Source organism: Leucobacter sp. NPDC058333 (assembly GCF_042726155.1).
Classification (GTDB): Bacteria; Actinomycetota; Actinomycetes; order Actinomycetales; family Microbacteriaceae; genus Leucobacter.
This window is the reverse complement of sequence record NZ_JBHXHV010000001.1, coordinates 901,762-917,909: the sequence shown is the minus strand read 5'-3', so window position 1 is coordinate 917,909 and position 16,148 is coordinate 901,762. Positions and strand designations below refer to the sequence as shown.

Annotated in this window: 14 protein-coding genes; 7 read left to right on the top strand and 7 right to left on the bottom strand. The window is 66.1% G+C overall.

The window, feature by feature from the left end:
• Nucleotides 1–5: 5 nt before the first annotated feature.
• The 3 genes from ACFWHR_RS04225 to ACFWHR_RS04215 are packed head-to-tail and all read right to left on the bottom strand — an operon-like array spanning nucleotide 6 to nucleotide 2,916.
• On the bottom strand, nucleotides 6–782 hold the full coding sequence (locus ACFWHR_RS04225) for a hypothetical protein (RefSeq protein ID WP_382447020.1): 777 nt from the start codon (nucleotides 780–782) through the stop codon (nucleotides 6–8).
• Nucleotides 779–2,236, bottom strand: coding sequence for a xylulokinase (gene xylB / locus ACFWHR_RS04220; RefSeq protein WP_382447019.1), 1,458 nt, complete (start codon nucleotides 2,234–2,236; stop codon nucleotides 779–781). The genes ACFWHR_RS04225 and xylB overlap by 4 nt, the downstream gene beginning before the upstream one ends.
• On the bottom strand, nucleotides 2,233–2,916 hold the full coding sequence (locus ACFWHR_RS04215) for an SIS domain-containing protein (protein WP_382447018.1): 684 nt from the start codon (nucleotides 2,914–2,916) through the stop codon (nucleotides 2,233–2,235). The genes xylB and ACFWHR_RS04215 overlap by 4 nt, the downstream gene beginning before the upstream one ends.
• A gap of 148 nt (nucleotides 2,917–3,064) precedes the next feature.
• On the opposite strand from ACFWHR_RS04215, the gene ACFWHR_RS04210 reads away from it, so the two are divergent.
• On the top strand, nucleotides 3,065–4,012 hold the full coding sequence (locus ACFWHR_RS04210; protein ID WP_382447017.1) for a sugar-binding transcriptional regulator: 948 nt from the start codon (nucleotides 3,065–3,067) through the stop codon (nucleotides 4,010–4,012).
• A 50-nt stretch (nucleotides 4,013–4,062) separates the two neighbouring features.
• On the opposite strand, the gene ACFWHR_RS04205 is transcribed toward ACFWHR_RS04210, so the two are convergent.
• From ACFWHR_RS04205 to ACFWHR_RS04195, 3 genes are all read right to left on the bottom strand, one after another.
• Nucleotides 4,063–5,139 carry a substrate-binding domain-containing protein gene (locus tag ACFWHR_RS04205; RefSeq protein ID WP_382447016.1) on the bottom strand — a complete coding sequence of 359 codons (1,077 nt, stop codon included), beginning with the start codon at nucleotides 5,137–5,139 and terminating at the stop codon, nucleotides 4,063–4,065.
• A 96-nt stretch (nucleotides 5,140–5,235) separates the two neighbouring features.
• Nucleotides 5,236–6,249, bottom strand: a complete 1,014-nt coding sequence (locus ACFWHR_RS04200; protein WP_382447015.1) for an ABC transporter permease — start codon at nucleotides 6,247–6,249, stop codon at nucleotides 5,236–5,238.
• A gap of 1 nt (nucleotide 6,250) precedes the next feature.
• A complete protein-coding gene (locus tag ACFWHR_RS04195) occupies nucleotides 6,251–7,855 on the bottom strand; it encodes a sugar ABC transporter ATP-binding protein (protein ID WP_382447014.1) in 1,605 nt (534 codons plus the stop codon).
• Between the two features lie 176 nt (nucleotides 7,856–8,031).
• Here ACFWHR_RS04195 and ACFWHR_RS04190 point away from each other — a divergent pair, with 176 nt between their 5' ends.
• From ACFWHR_RS04190 to ACFWHR_RS04165, 6 genes are all read left to right on the top strand, one after another.
• The gene (locus ACFWHR_RS04190) at nucleotides 8,032–8,991 is read left to right on the top strand and encodes a sugar-binding transcriptional regulator (protein ID WP_382447013.1); all 960 of its coding nucleotides are present in this window, start codon (nucleotides 8,032–8,034) and stop codon (nucleotides 8,989–8,991) included.
• Nucleotides 8,988–9,758, top strand: coding sequence for an SDR family oxidoreductase (locus ACFWHR_RS04185; RefSeq protein ID WP_382447012.1), 771 nt, complete (start codon nucleotides 8,988–8,990; stop codon nucleotides 9,756–9,758). Before ACFWHR_RS04190 ends, ACFWHR_RS04185 begins: the two co-directional genes overlap by 4 nt.
• The gene (locus ACFWHR_RS04180; protein ID WP_382447011.1) at nucleotides 9,755–10,696 is read left to right on the top strand and encodes a carbohydrate kinase; all 942 of its coding nucleotides are present in this window, start codon (nucleotides 9,755–9,757) and stop codon (nucleotides 10,694–10,696) included. Before ACFWHR_RS04185 ends, ACFWHR_RS04180 begins: the two co-directional genes overlap by 4 nt.
• Nucleotides 10,697–10,792: 96 nt before the next feature.
• Entirely contained in the window at nucleotides 10,793–11,494 is a 702-nt protein-coding gene (locus ACFWHR_RS04175) for a response regulator transcription factor (protein WP_010156155.1), read from the top strand.
• A 1-nt stretch (nucleotide 11,495) separates the two neighbouring features.
• A complete protein-coding gene (locus ACFWHR_RS04170; RefSeq protein ID WP_382447010.1) occupies nucleotides 11,496–12,989 on the top strand; it encodes a sensor histidine kinase in 1,494 nt (497 codons plus the stop codon).
• A 261-nt stretch (nucleotides 12,990–13,250) separates the two neighbouring features.
• Nucleotides 13,251–14,132, top strand: coding sequence for a hypothetical protein (locus ACFWHR_RS04165; RefSeq protein WP_382447009.1), 882 nt, complete (start codon nucleotides 13,251–13,253; stop codon nucleotides 14,130–14,132).
• Nucleotides 14,133–14,348: 216 nt separating this feature from the next.
• On the opposite strand, the gene groL is transcribed toward ACFWHR_RS04165, so the two are convergent.
• Nucleotides 14,349–15,971, bottom strand: coding sequence for a chaperonin GroEL (groL, locus tag ACFWHR_RS04160; RefSeq protein ID WP_382447008.1), 1,623 nt, complete (start codon nucleotides 15,969–15,971; stop codon nucleotides 14,349–14,351).
• Nucleotides 15,972–16,148: the final 177 nt, after the last annotated feature.

Sequence of the window (16,148 nt, the reverse complement as noted above, 5' to 3'; positions counted from 1 at the left end):
CGTGCTCATTCGGATCGTGCGTATTCAAATCGTGCAATTTCGGGTTGCGCTGTCTCACCGTCGGCGAGGCCGGGAAAGAGCGCTCGACCGACGATGACGTGGTGTACGCCAAGCTCGATCGCGCGGGTCGCAATCGCGACGTCGACACCGCCGTCAACACTCACGTGTAATGCGGGCGCGAGTTCGGCGAGTTCGGCAACTCGGTCGAGCAGCTCTGGCCGTGCTGCTTGGCTGGTTCCCGGCTCGATCAGCATCACGAGCGCGCCCGTAATCGCACCGGATCCGCTGGGCGCACTGAGCGCATCGAGTTCGTGAAGCGCGTCGTCTGGCTCCACCACGGCCCAGACGTCACCGCCGTCAGCGCGAAATTCATCGGTGAGCGAGGTGTCCGCGGCGAGGTGCGCCGGCAGCGCGACGCGCTGCACACCGATGCGGCCCGCGATGCTGAGCACGCGGGCAACCTCGTCACGGAGGACGGTTTCAGCGGCCGCAGCTGCGCCACCAGCACCACCGATCACGATGAGGTGCACCTCGAGCAGCGAATCGGGGTGCCGCTCGCCGAGACGCAACAGCGCATCGGGGTCGATTCCGCGGTGCACGAGCGAGCCACTCAATGCCGGGCCGGTGCCGGAGGCATCTCGATCCAGAATCACGTCAATATGAATCGGCAGCCCCGTGGCGACGAACCGATCGGCCGCAGCGTCGCGTTCGGCGGGGGCGACCGCATAGAGACTGCCGTACACAGTGCCCTCGGCGAAACCTTCCACCCAAGCGGCGTTCACTCGCGACTCCGGTCGAGCGTGTCGACGGCGGCGACCTCGGCGTAGCGCGCGAACCGTTCTGCCGAATTGCCCCGAGGCTCGGCGGCGAGGCGCCGCTCTGGCTTCCACGCCTCCGCCAGCTCCATGATCGACGCACCGCCAAGCACAGCCGCGGCCTGTACTGCCGCGCCGCGGGCCACCGCCTCGGGGGCGTCAACGAGGTGCACGGGCTTGCCGAGCGCGTCGGCCAAGATCTGCCGGGTCGCGGTTGACCGAGCGGCGCCGCCGATAGCGATCACTTCGCCGTCGGTCGCGACACCGCAACGCTCGAAGTGCTCACGCCCGGCCACGAGGCCAAAGACCACGCCCTCGTACGCCGCGCGCGCGAGTTGTTCGCGAGTAGTCTCGGTCGTCAGGTCGGCCAGCAGACCGGCGGCGAGCGGACGGTTCGGAGTGCGTTCGCCGTCCAGGAACGCAGCGAGCACTGGTCCGTCGTGTCCCGCCTGCAGCGCGAGCGCTGAGAGCTCGTCGTGGTCAGTGCCCATGAGCCGGGCAAATGTGTCGATGACTTTCGCGCCGTTGAGCGTGCACACGAGCGGCAGAAACCCGCCGGTGAGGTTTGCGACACCGTTCACGAGCCCACTCGGGTCGCGCACGGGCTCGGGGGTAGTCGAGAACACCACACCGGATGTGCCGAATGCAAAGACAGCGTCACCCTCGGCGATGCCGAGCCCGAGGGCAGAGGCGTGCTGATCGCCGCCACCCGCGGACACGAGCGCCGGCTCGGCGATCCCGAGCTGGGCCATCGCACCGGCTGTGGTCATGCCCGCAACACCGTCGGGGGCCAGCACCTCGGGGAGCATGGCGGCCCAGTTCTTCGTATCGTCAATGAGAGCGAGGTGATCGAGCAGGTAGGCATTCGTCGCGGGGTTGAAATAGCCCGTGCCCGAGGCCTCCGAGCGATCGGTCGCGAACACCCCGGTGAGCCGGTACGTCAGATAGTCGTGCGGAAGCACGATCGTCGCGAGGCGCGCAAACTGTTCGGGCTCGTTTCGTGCAAACCACGCCACCTTGCTCAGCGTGAAAGCGGCCGTCGGCAGCGAGCCCGTCGTCGCGATCAATTGCTCGGCGCCGATGCGCTCGGTCAGGCTGCGTAATTCGGCATCGGTCGTCGTGTCGTTCCACAGCTTTGCGTCACGAATGACCTCCCCCGTTGCGTCGAGCGGCACCATGCCGTGGCACTGCCCCGCCACCGAGATGGCGCGCACGCTCACGTCGCCGGCCTGTGCAAGTGCTCCGCGGAAGGCGCTGACAAAGGCGTCCCACCAAGCGTGCGGATTCTGTTCGCTGCGCGGCGGCGCGACGGGCGGGTGCGCGGCGGCCGCGCCCGCGATCCGGCGCCCGTCTTCGAGCGTGAAGAATTCGACCTTGCACGATTGCGTCGACGTATCGACGCCGCAAACTACCTGGATCATGCGTGCCCTCCCTGGCCCCGTGCTGACGCGGGTGCTGACGATGGTGACGACGTTGTTGGCGCCGAGACCTCCTCGGGCAGCTCTTCCTGCTGCCCCACAATGCCCGCCGGGTGGATCTGGACGACCTCTTCCCAGCTGAAACCGTTGAGGCCCATCAGCGTGACGGTGAGCGCGTCGCCCCATGCTCCAGCGACGAGCGTGCTGCCGAGTGCAATCAACCCGCCCGCGTCTGCCTCGGCGGGGTCCGTGGTGACGTGGACGACGCGCGTGGCCGCCACCGCGAACGGTGAATCAGCGCGCTCAGTGACCGCGATCACGTCGCTGCCGCGCTCAACGAGGCGCTCGACCAGCTGCGTCAGCTCAGCCGACTGCCCGCCCTTTGAAAACGCGATGACAAGATCAGACGGCGTGACGGCACCCATACCGCCGTGCAACGCGTCCTGTGACGGGAGATAGAACGACGGCGTGCCCGACACCGACAGTAGGTGCGCGAGCCGCTCAGCCATGATGCCGGAGGTACCCGCACCGGTCGTCACAACCTTGCCGGTGCAGCGCTGCACGGCGGCGACGACCTCGGCGAAATCGTCGTCGATCTGCGCGGCGAGATTTGTCAGCGCCTCGGCCTCGCGCAGGATGGACTCCCGAGCGTGCTGCACAAGATCCGCAACCGTTGCGCTCATATGTTCAACTCCGTCTCTCATTTGTTGCGTTTATTCTATCGACTGAGGAGAGCTGAAGCGACCCTCGCGCGGTCGAATACCACCGCTCGTGTTCCGTTTCACGGGGGCTGCTCCGTGTGAGAAGATTGCCCATCGAAAGGAGACGCCTATGCAGCCCGGCCCGCACCGGCTCGTCGAGATGGCCCACATCGCACGTGAGCACTTCATCAACGACGTGCCGATGGTCGAACTCGCCGCCCGCACGGGCATGTCTCGCTTCCGCGTCGCACGGCTCATCAGTGAAGCCCGCGAGTTCGGTGTGCTGCGCATCAGTGTCGGTGCCCCGCAGGCGCTTGGCCGCGACGACGTCGCCGAATTGCAGCGACGCTACGGGCTGAGAGACGTTCACTGCGTCACGCTTCCAGACAGCGGCGTCGATGCCGACGGCCTGCGCGATGCACTCGGCCGCGAGGCGGCGGCGTATCTCGAGACCAGTGTGCGCGAGGGTGAAGTGCTGGGGTTCGCGAGCGGCCGCACACTGGCGGCGATACCGAAACACCTGCGTGCGCTGCCGCAGTGCGATGTCGTGCAGCTCACGGGGCTTGCCGGCCCTCCCGGCGAAACCGCTGGCGACCTCGTGCGCACTGCGAGTGCGATCTCCGGTGGTACACCCTCGTCGTTGTACGTGCCGCTGATCGCCTCCGACAGCGAAGCGGCAGCAATGCTGCGGCGGCAAACCGGGGTCGCCGAGACGCTCGAGCGTATGGGCGAGGTGACTCGCGCGGTACTGGCGGTCGGAAGTTGGAATCCGGTCGTGTCGCAACTCGCCGATTCGATTACCGCTGACGAAGCCGGAGGCCTCATTGCAAGTGGGGTGCGCGCGGACATCGCGGCGTCGCTCTTCGACGCTACGGGCGGGCGGGTACCCGCGCTCGAATCTCGCACCATCGCGATCTCCTTCGATCAGCTGCGCCGCGTGCCCGAAATCATGGTCGTGGCTGGCGGTGCCGAAAAGCACGCTGCCCTGCGGGCGGTGCTCAGCGCTGGCTTCGTAACAACGCTCGTCACGGACCGCGCCTCCGCGCTCGCCCTGCTCGCGGGTCCGCGCGAAGCGTAACGGCGGCGGCCCCTCCCCTGCCCGGGAGTACGCCGCCGCCGTTCAGCGGGTTACTGCTCCTGGCCGGGCAGACCCTCGTAGGCGATATCCCCGGTCTTCAGGTTCTCAGCGATGAGCTCGCTGAGTCCGTCGAGGAATGCCGGACGGTCGGTGACGACGTGGCCGAGCGCGTCATCAACGTTGTCCTTGGTGATGGGGGGCATCGTGTAGACGAGGTTCTTCTCGACGTCTTCGTCGCGCGCGATCGCCGCGGCGACAGCCACGCCGGTTGCGAGCTGCACGGTGCCGTTCTGCAGCGACGTGCCGATGAAGTCGCCGCTCTTGACGGCGTTCAGACCGTCTTCGATGCCGTCAATGCCGACGACGGGAACGTCGTCCATGCCTGCTTCGCGGAGCGCCTGCTTCGCGCCGAGACCCATGTCATCGTTCTGCGAGATGACACCGTCGATGTCGTCACCGAAGGCCGAGACCCAGTTCTTCATCTTGTTGACGGCCTCGTCGCGGCTCCAGTTCGCCGTGTCCTTGGCGAGCACCTTGACGTCGGGGTTCTTCTTGAGAACCTGGTCGATGCCAGCACCGCGGTTGATCTCGCCCGAGCCACCGAGGGGGCCCTGCAGAATAACGACGTTGCCCTTGCCGTCGAGCTCGTCCATCATCATCTGGGCTTCCTGAGCACCAGCGGCAACGTCGTCGGGCTGCACGCTGCCCGCGACCTCGTCGTTGTTCAGCGTCGCGTTGACATCGAGGAAGGGAATGCCGGCCTCGTTCGCAGCGGCAACCTGCGGCTGCAGCGTGTCGGCCTGCACCGGCACGACCATGATCGCGTCGACGCCAGCCTGAATGAACTGGTCGACCTGCGTCGCCTGCGTCGAGACGTCCATCTTCGCGACGTTCCACAGGATCTCGATGTTGTTGTCTTTTGCGTAGCGGTCGATGCCTTCCTTGCCCTCAGTGATGAAGGAAGACATGTCATACACGCTGACACCGATGGTGACGCGCTCCTTGCCGCTGTCGTTGGAATCCTGCTGCGCTGCAGGGTCGCCCGCGCCACACGCCGCGAGCGACAGTGCTGCGGCGCCGGCCACGACGACCGCGAAGCCGCGGGACATTCGGGAGGTGAACTTCATGGGGTACTCCATTTCAGTGATGAGTGGTGCGGTGAGAGGTGACGCATTGCCCGGGGGCGCCGCGTCAAGTTCGGGTGAAGTTGCGGTTAAGCTGCGTCAAGATCGTCGCCGCTTGCTGGCCCACACGTCGACGGCAACGGCGGCCACGATCAGCACGCCCTTAATCACGTCCTGCCAGTACGCGGGCACGGTCAAGATGTCGAGACCGTTGTTCAGGGTCTGGATCAAAAGCAGGCCGAGCGCCGTACCCCAGACGGTGCCGCGACCGCCCATGAGGCTCGCGCCGCCGATGACGACTGCGGCGATGGCGTCGAGCTCGTAGCCCTGACCGAGGTTCGGTGAACCACTGATCACTCGCGACGAGAGCATGATGCCCGAGAGCCCGGCGAGCGCACCGCTGATCGCGTAGACGCTGTAGAGCACGCGGCCTGTCTTGACACCCGCGATCTGAGCGGCGAGCGGGTTACCGCCGACCGCGTAGACGCGCAGGCCGTAGCTCGTGCGACGCATCATGAGGCCAAAGCCGACGATCATGAGGATCATGAGAATGACGGGGATAGTAAGACCGAAGACGCGGGTGTTGGCGAACTGACCGTACTCGGTCGGCAGCCCGTTGATCGGAGCGCCATCGCCCAGCACGAATGCCAGGCCGCTCGCGAGGGTCAGCATGCCGAGTGTCGCGATGAATGGCGGCACCTTCATGACCGACACCACGAAGCCGTTCACCGAGCCAGCGATGAACCCGACGCCGACGGCAACCACGGGAGCGAGCCACAGTTGATCGGGCATCCCCTTCGCCGTAACCGCTGCGGCCATTGCGCTCAGCGCGATGACGCTGCCAACAGACAGGTCGATACCGCCCGTCAAAATCACGAGCGTCTGCCCGAGCGCAATGAGCGCGAAGGGCGCCGCCGCCACAAGAATCGTCGTCACGTTGTCGACCGTGCCGAAGCGTGCGCTGCGGTACAGGAAGAACGCGATGATGAGCAGCATCACGATGACCATCGCGTAGCGAATCGCCAGTTCGCGGAACCAGAGGCCGGAGAAGCGGCGGAGGTCGCCGCTCTCGGACACCGTCCGCATCACTTCAGTTGTTGTCGGGTTCGACATGTCATGCGTCCTTTCGAGGAGCGTCCGCAGCATCGACTGCAGTCGCGCCCGGTTCCGTGGCTTCAAGTCCGCTCGCGAGGCGGAAGATTCGGTCTTGCACCTCTGCGCGAGAGAGGTCTGCTGCGGTGAGTTCGCCCGCTACCGCGCCGTCGCGCAGCACGAGCGCGCGGTGCGACAGACTGAGGATCTCGGGCATATCGCTCGAGGCCATCAGCACGGCCATGCCACTCGCGGCAAGATCGACGATGATGCGATAGATCTCGCTGCGGGCACCGACGTCGACGCCGCGGGTGGGCTCGTCGAGCAACAGCACGTCGACATCGTCGGTGAGCCAGCGGGCCAGCACGACCTTCTGCTGGTTGCCTCCAGAGAGCGTCTCCAGCGACTGGTCGAGGCCCCGGCTGCGCAGGCGCACCGACTCCATGACCTCACCGACCTTCTCGCGGCGAGCGCGCTGACGCAGAAAACCGGCGAGCGAAAACTGGGAGAGGCCGGGCAGCGTGCCGTTATCAAGCACCGACATCGGCAGCACGGCTCCGGATCCCTTGCGGTCTTCAGGCACGAGCGCCATCTTTGCGACGATGGCGGCGGCAGGTTCGCCGGGCTTCACCCGGGTGCCGCGCACGCGCACTTCGCCAGCGTCGGGGCGGCGCACGCCGAACACTGTCTCCATGAGTTCGGTACGGCCAGCCCCGACGAGGCCAGCGAGACCAACGATCTCGCCGCGCCGCACCTGCAGCGAAATCGGGGCCGACGCGCCAGCGACCTGCAGCGCGTCGAGTTCGAGCACCACCTCGTCGCTCGGCACACCACGCTCAGGGAAGAGGTCTTCAAGTTCGCGCCCGATCATCGCGGTCACGATGTCGTCGTCCGTGAGGTTGACGAGCAGCTCATCGCGCACGAGCTCGCCGTCGCGCAGCACGATGACGCGATCCGCGATCGCGCGAATCTCTTCCATCTTGTGCGTCGTGAACAGCAGCGCAACGCCGCGGTCGCGGAGCAGCCCCATCACCTCCAGGAGGCGACCGACCTCCCGCTCGGAGATCGCGCTCGACGGCTCGTCTAGGAGGATCACGCTGGCACCGGTGTTCGTCGCCTTCACGATCTCGATGATCTGGCGAATGCCCACTGGCAGGTCGCCCATCCGCTTGCGCGGGTCAGTCGTGAGCCCGAACACTGCGAGCTGTTCGCGCGCCTGCTCGATCATTGCGCCGCGGCGCAGCCCCAGCGGCCCGCGCAGCTCGCGGCCGATGAACAGGTTCTCATACACGGAAAGTTCGAGGATCGACGCGAGTTCCTGCGGCACGATCGCAACGCCGAGGCGGTGCGCTGCCTGCGCGTTACCGGCTGGAAGCGGCGTGCCCTGCACCTCGACGGTGCCGGCGTCGGGGCGATACTGGCCCGACGCGATCTTCATCAGCGTCGACTTGCCAGCACCGTTTTCGCCGGCGAGCGCGGTGATCGTTCCGGCCTCGAGGCTGAGCGAGATGCCCCGGAGCACCGGAACCCCACCGAAGCCCTTGATGATGCCCTCGCACTCAAGCAGCGTGCCGGTGGCCGGCGCGTGCGGCGCTGAATCGCGCAGGTGTGCCTGCTGGTCACTCATGTTGCATTCACCTCTCTCCACGGCGAGCGGAGGATCCTCGTCGCGTCATCCGGGCACCTCATTCGAGGCCCGTATAGGTTTCTATCACGACTTGTAACATCTGAGAAACATGGTTGCACATATGAGCGGTGCTACAGTCTGTGTGTCACACCTCGCACGCCCAACGGAGGAGCCCCATGAGCGAAGTCGAACGCCGCATGGCGCTGGTGGCCACCCGGCACTATTTGGACGGGCTGTCGCGCATTGAAATCGCAGATGAGCTCGGTATTTCGCGGTTCGCCGTCGCTCGCCTACTCGAGCAGGCGCGAGAGCGCGGGATCGTGAGGTTCGAGATCTCGTCCCCCGAAGATCTGGACCTCGGGCTCTCCGCTCAGTTGCGTGAGGCGTTTCAACTTCGACACGCAATTGTTGTACACGCGCCCAGCGGAGCAGACGAGACCCTGAAGCAGCGCCTCGGCGCAGCGGCGGCTCGACTGCTCGAGGAGGTGATCGTGCCGGGCGAGGTGCTCGGATTGGCCGCCGGGCGCACGCTCAGGCAAATGGTGATGGCGTTCAAGACGCTGCCGCCCGTCGACGTCGTACAGCTCGAGGGTGTCGCCGCAGGCTTGCAAGAGAGCGGCGTTGAGCTCGTCCGCACGGCCGCGCGTGTCACGGGCGGCCGCCCGTATGCGCTGCTGTCACCGCTGCTCACTCGCAGCGCCGAGACTGCCGCACTGCTGCGCGACGAGCCAGCGGCCAGAGAGACATTCGCCCGCTTTCCCGACGTCACTACCGCGGTCGTCGGCGTCGGGAGTTGGAACCCCGAGGACTCGCAGGTATCGATGCTGGCCGGTCAGCTCGGGATCCGGGAATCCCTGCTCGCGGCTGGCGTTCGGGCCGATCTCGGCGCCGTGATGCTCGACATTGACGGCCGCGTCGTCGAGAATGCTGTGGGGCAAAGTATCGGCATCGACGCCGAGGGGTTGCGCAACGTTCCGCACGTGTTCGCCGTCGCCGGCGGTCCACTCAAGTTCGTCGCGGTGCGCGCAGCGCTTCGCAGCGGGCTGATCCACTCACTCGCCTGCGACGCGAGCACCGCGCAGGCGCTGCTCGCGGACGCCTCCCGCAACGCCACGCATCGAAGGAGCGATTCATGAAGTTTGAAGATCTGCAGGGCCGTACGGCCGTCGTCACGGGCGGCGGGCGCGGGCTCGGCTTCTCGCTCGCGGAGGCGCTCGCTGGGCAGGGCGTCAATGTGGCGCTGCTCGACGTGCTGCCCGAGGTCGACGCAACTGCAGCGCAGCTCGCGGAGCGGTTCGGCGTACGGGCCGTTGGCATCCACACGGACGTCACTGATCCGGATCAGATCAACGCAGCGTTCGACCGAATCGTTGCAGAGATCGGCACCCCGCAGGTGCTGCTCACCGCGGCGGGGATCACGCTCCTCGAGGCCGCCGTCGATATTGATCCGGCCCAGTGGCGTCGCCTGCAGGCCATCAACGTGGACGGTACCTTCTTCGTCGCCCAGGTTTTCGCGCGCCGCCTATTGGCCGCGGATCTGCGGGGTTCGGCGATCCTCGTCTCCTCGATGTCCGCGAAGATTGTCAATGTGCCCCAGCAGCAGACGGCCTACAACACGTCGAAGGCCGCGGTCGATCACCTGACGAAGTCGCTCGCCGTGGAGTGGGCACGAGACGGCATTCGCGTGAACGCCATCGCCCCCGGGTACTTCCTTTCTGACATGACGAAACAGTTCACGGAGAGTAACCCCGAGCTCGCTGCCGAATGGACCTCGCGCATCCCGATCGGCCGCATGGGCGATCCGAGCGATCTGCACGGGCTCGTTGCATTCCTGGCCTCCGATGCTTCCTCCTACGTCACCGCTCAGTCGATCGTCATCGACGGCGGATACACGGCACTGTGAAGCACGCAGCTGGGGTTGAGGGTGTACCAGCGCGCGCCCTGGTCTTTGGGGAGGCGCTCGTCGACGTCATTGACGGCGCCTCGTACCCGGGCGGTTCGCCGATGAACGTGGCCGTTGGCCTGAGCCGGCTCGGCGTGCCGACGACTCTCGCCGCGCGATTCGGCGACGACGAGCACGGCACCCAGATCGCTGAGCACCTCGCCGCGTCGAACGTCGGGTTCGCGCCACAGGTCGCCGGTGCCGAGACGTCGCGCGCCGAGGTCACCCTCGACGCCGCCGGACAGGCTCAATACCGTTTCGTGCTCGATTCCGCGTTACCCGAAACGTCGCTCGACGGCATCGAACTTGTGCATACGGGTTCGCTCGGCGCGGTGCTCGCGCCGGGGAGCGCCACCGTCGAAGCGGCTTTTGCGGCGGGCGGCGCTCGATTGCGGAGCTACGACCCCAACATTCGGCCGGATCTGATGACCGATCACGATGCGACGATCGACCGGGTCGAACGCCTCGCGGCGCGCAGCCACATCGTCAAGCTGAGCGACGAGGATGCTGCGTGGCTGTACCCCGGGCTCGCTCCCGAGCAGGTGCTCGGCCGATTGCTCGATCTCGGAGCGGCGCTCGCCGTGATGACCCGCGGCGCCGCGGGGTGCATTGCGCGCATCGGTGACGGTGCCTCTGACGACGTGCTCGCAGTCCCGGCGCAGCGCGTGACCGTCGTTGACACCGTCGGCGCCGGAGACTCGTTCATGGCAGCGCTGCTCGCCGCGGCGCTCGACGGGCCGCTTGCGCCCGCACTGCTCGCGGGTGCGGCACCCGCGCCACATGATGTTGAGGTGGCCCTGCGCTTCGCCGCGCACGCGGCGGGCATCACATCGTCCCGCGCTGGCGCCAACCCACCCTGGGCGCACGAGGTCGCTCGTGCAGACGACGCGCGATCCTGATCCTGATCCTGCCCCGAATCGTGCAGTTCACACAGTTCGCAATTTGGCGCACTCATTTCCAGCCACTTCATAGCAAATGATCAGAGACTGGGAAACATGAACACTCAGCCAAAAGGACCCCGGATTCTCATCGTCGACGACGAACCCAGCATCCGCGAGCTGCTCAGCACGAGCTTGCGCTTCGCCGGGTTCGGAGTGCGCGCGGTCGGCAACGGCGCGCAAACTATCTCTGCCGTGCTCGAGGAGGAACCCGACCTCATCGTGCTCGACGTCATGCTGCCCGACATGAACGGCTTCAGCGTTACGAAGCGCCTGCGCTCGGCCGGGTACACGGCCCCGATTATCTTCCTCACGGCGAAAGACGACACGGAAGACAAGGTCGAGGGCCTCACGGTCGGCGGCGACGACTACGTCACCAAGCCGTTCAGCCTCGACGAGATCATCGCCCGCATCAAGGCAGTGCTGCGCCGCACGATCCAGGAAGATGAGGACTCGGTGCTCAGCGTCGGGCCCATCACCATGGATCAGGACACGCACGAGGTCACTGTGCAGGGCGCCTCCGTCGAGCTCTCCCCCACCGAATTCAAACTGCTGCGGTACCTCATGCAGAACGCAAACCGCGTCCTCTCGAAAGCGCAGATCCTCGACCACGTGTGGGAGTACGACTTCAACGGCGACGCCGGCATCGTCGAGTCGTACATCTCGTACCTGCGCCGCAAGCTGGATCCGCTGACCGAAGAATCACTGATTCAGACCAAGCGCGGTTTCGGATACATGCTGAAGACCGAAGTCAAGTAGCGTGGCTCGGCCCAACTGGAGCGAGCGTTGGGCCGACGTCTCGCTCCGAGCGAAGATCACCGGTGTCACGGTGTTCATCCTCTTCCTCGGACTCATCGTGGCCGGCGTCGGTACGCTCGCCGTGCTGCAGCCGATGCTCAGCGGCAACCAAACGCAGGCGCTTGAGCGGCTGCGCGAGAACCCGACGCCGGCACTGCGTCCGTACGCGAACTTCAACGGGCTGACTCCCGAAGACATTACCGAGGCGCCGAGCGGCTATTACGTGGCGCTGCTCGACGCCGACGGCAAGGTGATTCGCGACAACACGCGCGATCAAGACCCCGACACGCTGCCGAAGGTGACGGGCATCTCGCTCGACGATGTGATGACGCAGTACAGCTCGTCGATCATTGGCTTGCGGGCTGGGGACGGCATCAAGTGGAACGCGATCGTGAAGCCGATCTACCAGGACGGTCAGGCCGCCGGTTCATTGCTCATCGCGTCGTCAACCGCGTTCGTTACGCAGACGGTCGCACAGTACGTCATCATCTTCACTGGGTTCGGGATCGCCGTCATCTTGCTCGGCGCTGCCCTCACGCGGCTGCTCGTCACCGCGACCTTCCTGCCACTCGCGGAGGTCGAACGGACCGCGCTTGAGATCGCGCGCGGCGACTACTCCAAGCGCATCATGATCTCGAGCCCGCACACCGAGGTCGGCCACCTCGGACAGTCGTTGAACATCATGCTCGACCGGCTCGACGGGTCCCTCGAAGACCAGTCCCGCACGATTGAGCGCATGCGACGCTTCATCGGCGATGCCAGCCACGAACTGCGCACCCCGCTCGTCTCGGTGCGCGGTTATGCCGAGCTGTACCGCATGGGTGCGCTGCAAGAGGAAGAAAACGTCGCGCAGGCGATGGAGCGCATTGAGAAGGAAGCTATCCGCATGACCTCGCTCGTCGAGGATCTGCTGGCGCTCGCCAGGCTCGACGAGCGTCGCCCGCTCGCAATCGCCACGCTGCCGCTCAACAAGCTCGCGACCGATGCCGCGCTCGACGCGCGCGCGCAGGCCCCGGATCGTGAGGTGACGGTCGTGCCCGACCCGACCGAGCCCGCGGTCGTCGGCGATGAACACAAGGTGCGTCAGCTGATGACGAACCTGCTCGGCAACGCAATGCGACACACGCCCGACGGCGGGCCGATTGAGCTCGTCGTATCGAGCCCCGCGAGCGAGGGCGCGAAGCCATTCGCCCGCTTCGAGATCGTTGACCACGGCGAGGGCGTACCCGAACAAATTCGCGAGAAGATCTTCGGTCGCTTCTGGCGCGCGGACACCTCTCGCAACCGGGAGACCGGCGGGTCTGGACTGGGCCTGGCTATCGTCAAATCGATCGTGGACGCGCACGGCGGGTCGGTCAGTGTCCACGAGACCCCCGGTGGCGGAGCAACGTTCAGGGTCGATCTCCCCCGCGCAGAGGCCTCGGACGACACGGTCCCGGTGCCGCGTCTGGGGTAGGGGTGCGGGGCGGGGCGGGGCTGGTCAGGGCGGGGGGTCGTGCACAGGGGGCTTGGGTTCGCCCGGGGGAAGTTGGGCTGTGGATAAGTAAATGCCGTCGGCACGAGTCGCCGATGATGAAGACATGTCTCGTACCGCCGCTCCGATCCCGTTCTCGCTTCAGCGAGCACCCTTCGATGTTGCAACGGGCCTGCGGCAGGGGTCTCCCGTGGATCGCTGCGCCACGCGCAGTTCGAGGCACCGTTCCATGGCGTCCGGCAGGTGTCCACGCAGCCACCGAACACGCACACGGCGCACCCGACGTACACGACGCGCGGACGCATCGTGAGGCTCGCTGCTGGGTACGCGCCACTGCTCAGAGTCGCTTCCGGCGAGTGTTTCAGCCATACGACCGCGCTACACCTGTACGGAGCTCCGATTCGCACACCAGTTGAGCTCCACTGCACTATTCCGGATCCACACGGCGCTGCCCGCGGGCGTGGCGTCCACGGACACCGATGCGCCGATCCGATTTCCGCGGTCCACGCGAACGTGTCGGAGACCGCGCAACCACTCGCGTGCGTTCCGCCGATCACCGCGCTCATCCAGTCGGCAGCGCTGCTCAGTTTTCGGGAGCTCGTGGTCGCGACAGATCATCTTCTGAAGCTGCGCGGCCCGCCCGGTGGCAAGTACGCGCTGGCGACAGCAGAAGAACCCACGGCCCGCGCGGCACGGTCGCGTGGCCGAGGCATCCAGCGGTTACGCGCCGCGCTGCGCGTCGCCCGGGTCGGTGCGGAATCACGCATGGAGAGCCTGCAGCACTTCGAGCTCGCCCGCATGGGTCTCGACACGCTGGAGCTGCAGGGCGTGCTCCGAGACGCACGCCGGAATTGGATCGGGCGGTTCGATGCGATTGACCGCCAGAAGCAACGCATCCTCGAGTACGACGGCGAGCAGCACCGCACCGATCGCAGGCAGTATCTACGAGACGAGGCCCGTCTCAATCTGGCGCGACGAGAAGGGTACGAGGTCAAACGCACGCATTACGAAGACTTCCACGAACACGCACTGCCAGGCACTCGGCGAGCGCTGTGCGAGTTCCTCGAAGAACGCCCTCGCACCCTAGACCGCCCTCTGACCCGCCACTTCTCGTCCCCCTACTAGCCCGCGCGTACGGAAACATACATCGAGCGTACGCAAATGGACTCAAACCCACCCGAATAGCGACCATCTGCGTACGCTCGCCGGGCGCCCGGCGGGCGGGGAGGACGGGCGGGGCGCGCGGGCTGGCGGGCTGGGCGGGGATACGCGGGCGCACGGGCGCGTAAACGCATGCAGGGGCCGCGCCCGAAGGCGCGACCCCTGCATGAGGAGGAGGACTTAGAAGTCCATGCCACCGGTCGGGTCACCGGCAGGAGCAGCCGAAGCCTGCTCCGGCTTGTCGGCGACGACGGCCTCGGTGGTGAGGAAGAGACCAGCGATCGAGGCTGCATTCTGCAGCGCCGAGCGGGTGACCTTTGCCGGGTCCAGGATGCCCTGAGCCACGAGATCGCCGTACTCGCCGGTCGCGGCGTTCAGGCCGTGACCGATCGGCAGGTTTGCCACGCGATCGGCGACGACGCCCGGCTCAAGGCCAGCGTTGAGCGCGATCTGACGCAGCGGAGCCTCGATGGCGACCTGCACGATGCGAGCGCCGACTGCCTCGTCGCCCGAGAGCTCGAGCGCGTCGAAGACGTCCTTGCCAGCCTGGATAAGCGCGACGCCACCGCCGGGCAGCACACCCTCGTCGACAGCAGCCTTCGCGTTGCGAACTGCGTCTTCGATGCGGTGCTTGCGCTCCTTGAGCTCGACCTCGGTCGCTGCGCCAGCCTTGATGACGGCGACGCCACCGGCGAGCTTCGCGAGGCGCTCCTGCAGCTTCTCACGGTCGTAGTCGCTGTCGGTGTTGTCGATCTCGCGACGGATCTGCGTGACGCGGCCCTGGATGGCCTCTTCGTCGCCGCCACCCTGAACGATGGTGGTCTCGTCCTTGGTGATGATGACCTTGCGCGCGGTGCCGAGCATGTCGAGCGTTGCGTTCTCGAGCTTGAGGCCGACCTCTTCCGAGATGACCTGGCCGCCCGTGAGGATCGCGATGTCCTGCAGCATGGCCTTGCGACGATCGCCGAAGCCCGGAGCCTTGACGGCTGCCGACTTGAAGATGCCGCGGATCTTGTTCAGCACGAGCGTTGCGAGCGCCTCGCCCTCGACGTCTTCCGCGAGGATGAGCAGCTGCTTGCCCGACTGGATCACCGGGTCAACGACGGGGAGCAGGTCCTTGATGTTCGAGACCTTGCTGTTGACAATGAGGATGTAGGGATCCTCGAAGACGGCCTCCTGGCGGTCAGCGTCGGTGACGAAGTATGCCGACAGGTAGCCCTTGTCGAAGCGCATGCCCTCGGTCAGTTCAAGCTCGGTGCCGAAGGTGTTCGACTCCTCTACGGTGACAACGCCCTCCTTGCCAACCTTGTCGATGGCCTCGGCGATGAGCTGACCGATCTGCTCGTCAGCTGCCGAGATCGAGGCGGTGGCCGCAATCTGATCGGTGGTCTCGATCTCCTGAGCGTTCTCGAGGAGCTTCGCCGAGACGGCTGCGACAGCCTTCTCGATGCCCTTCTTGATTGCGATGGGATCGCTACCGGCCGAGACGTTGCGCAGACCCTCGCGCACGAGTGCCTGAGCGAGCACGGTCGCGGTGGTGGTGCCGTCGCCTGCGACGTCGTCAGTCTTCTTGGCGACCTCCTTGACGAGTTCAGCGCCGATGCGCTCGTACGGGTCGTCGAGCTCAATTTCCTTGGCGATGGAGACGCCGTCGTTGGTGATCGTGGGTGCGCCCCACTTCTTCTCCAGTACGACGTTGCGGCCGCGCGGGCCGAGCGTCACCTTCACAGCGTCAGCGAGCGTGTTCAGACCCCGTTCGAGTCCACGACGCGCTTCCTCGTTAAACGCAATGATCTTTGCCATGTAATTCGCCCCTCCGGAGGATTTCGATGTGGTGAGCATCGTGCTGACGCGTGGCGCCATTGCACGAATGTTTAGCACTCAGTCGGATCGACTGCTAACAATCATTTTGGCACTCTCCCCCGGGGAGTGCAAGCGCGTCTGCTCGCGCGGAGCGAACACGGAGGGAACGGAGCACAC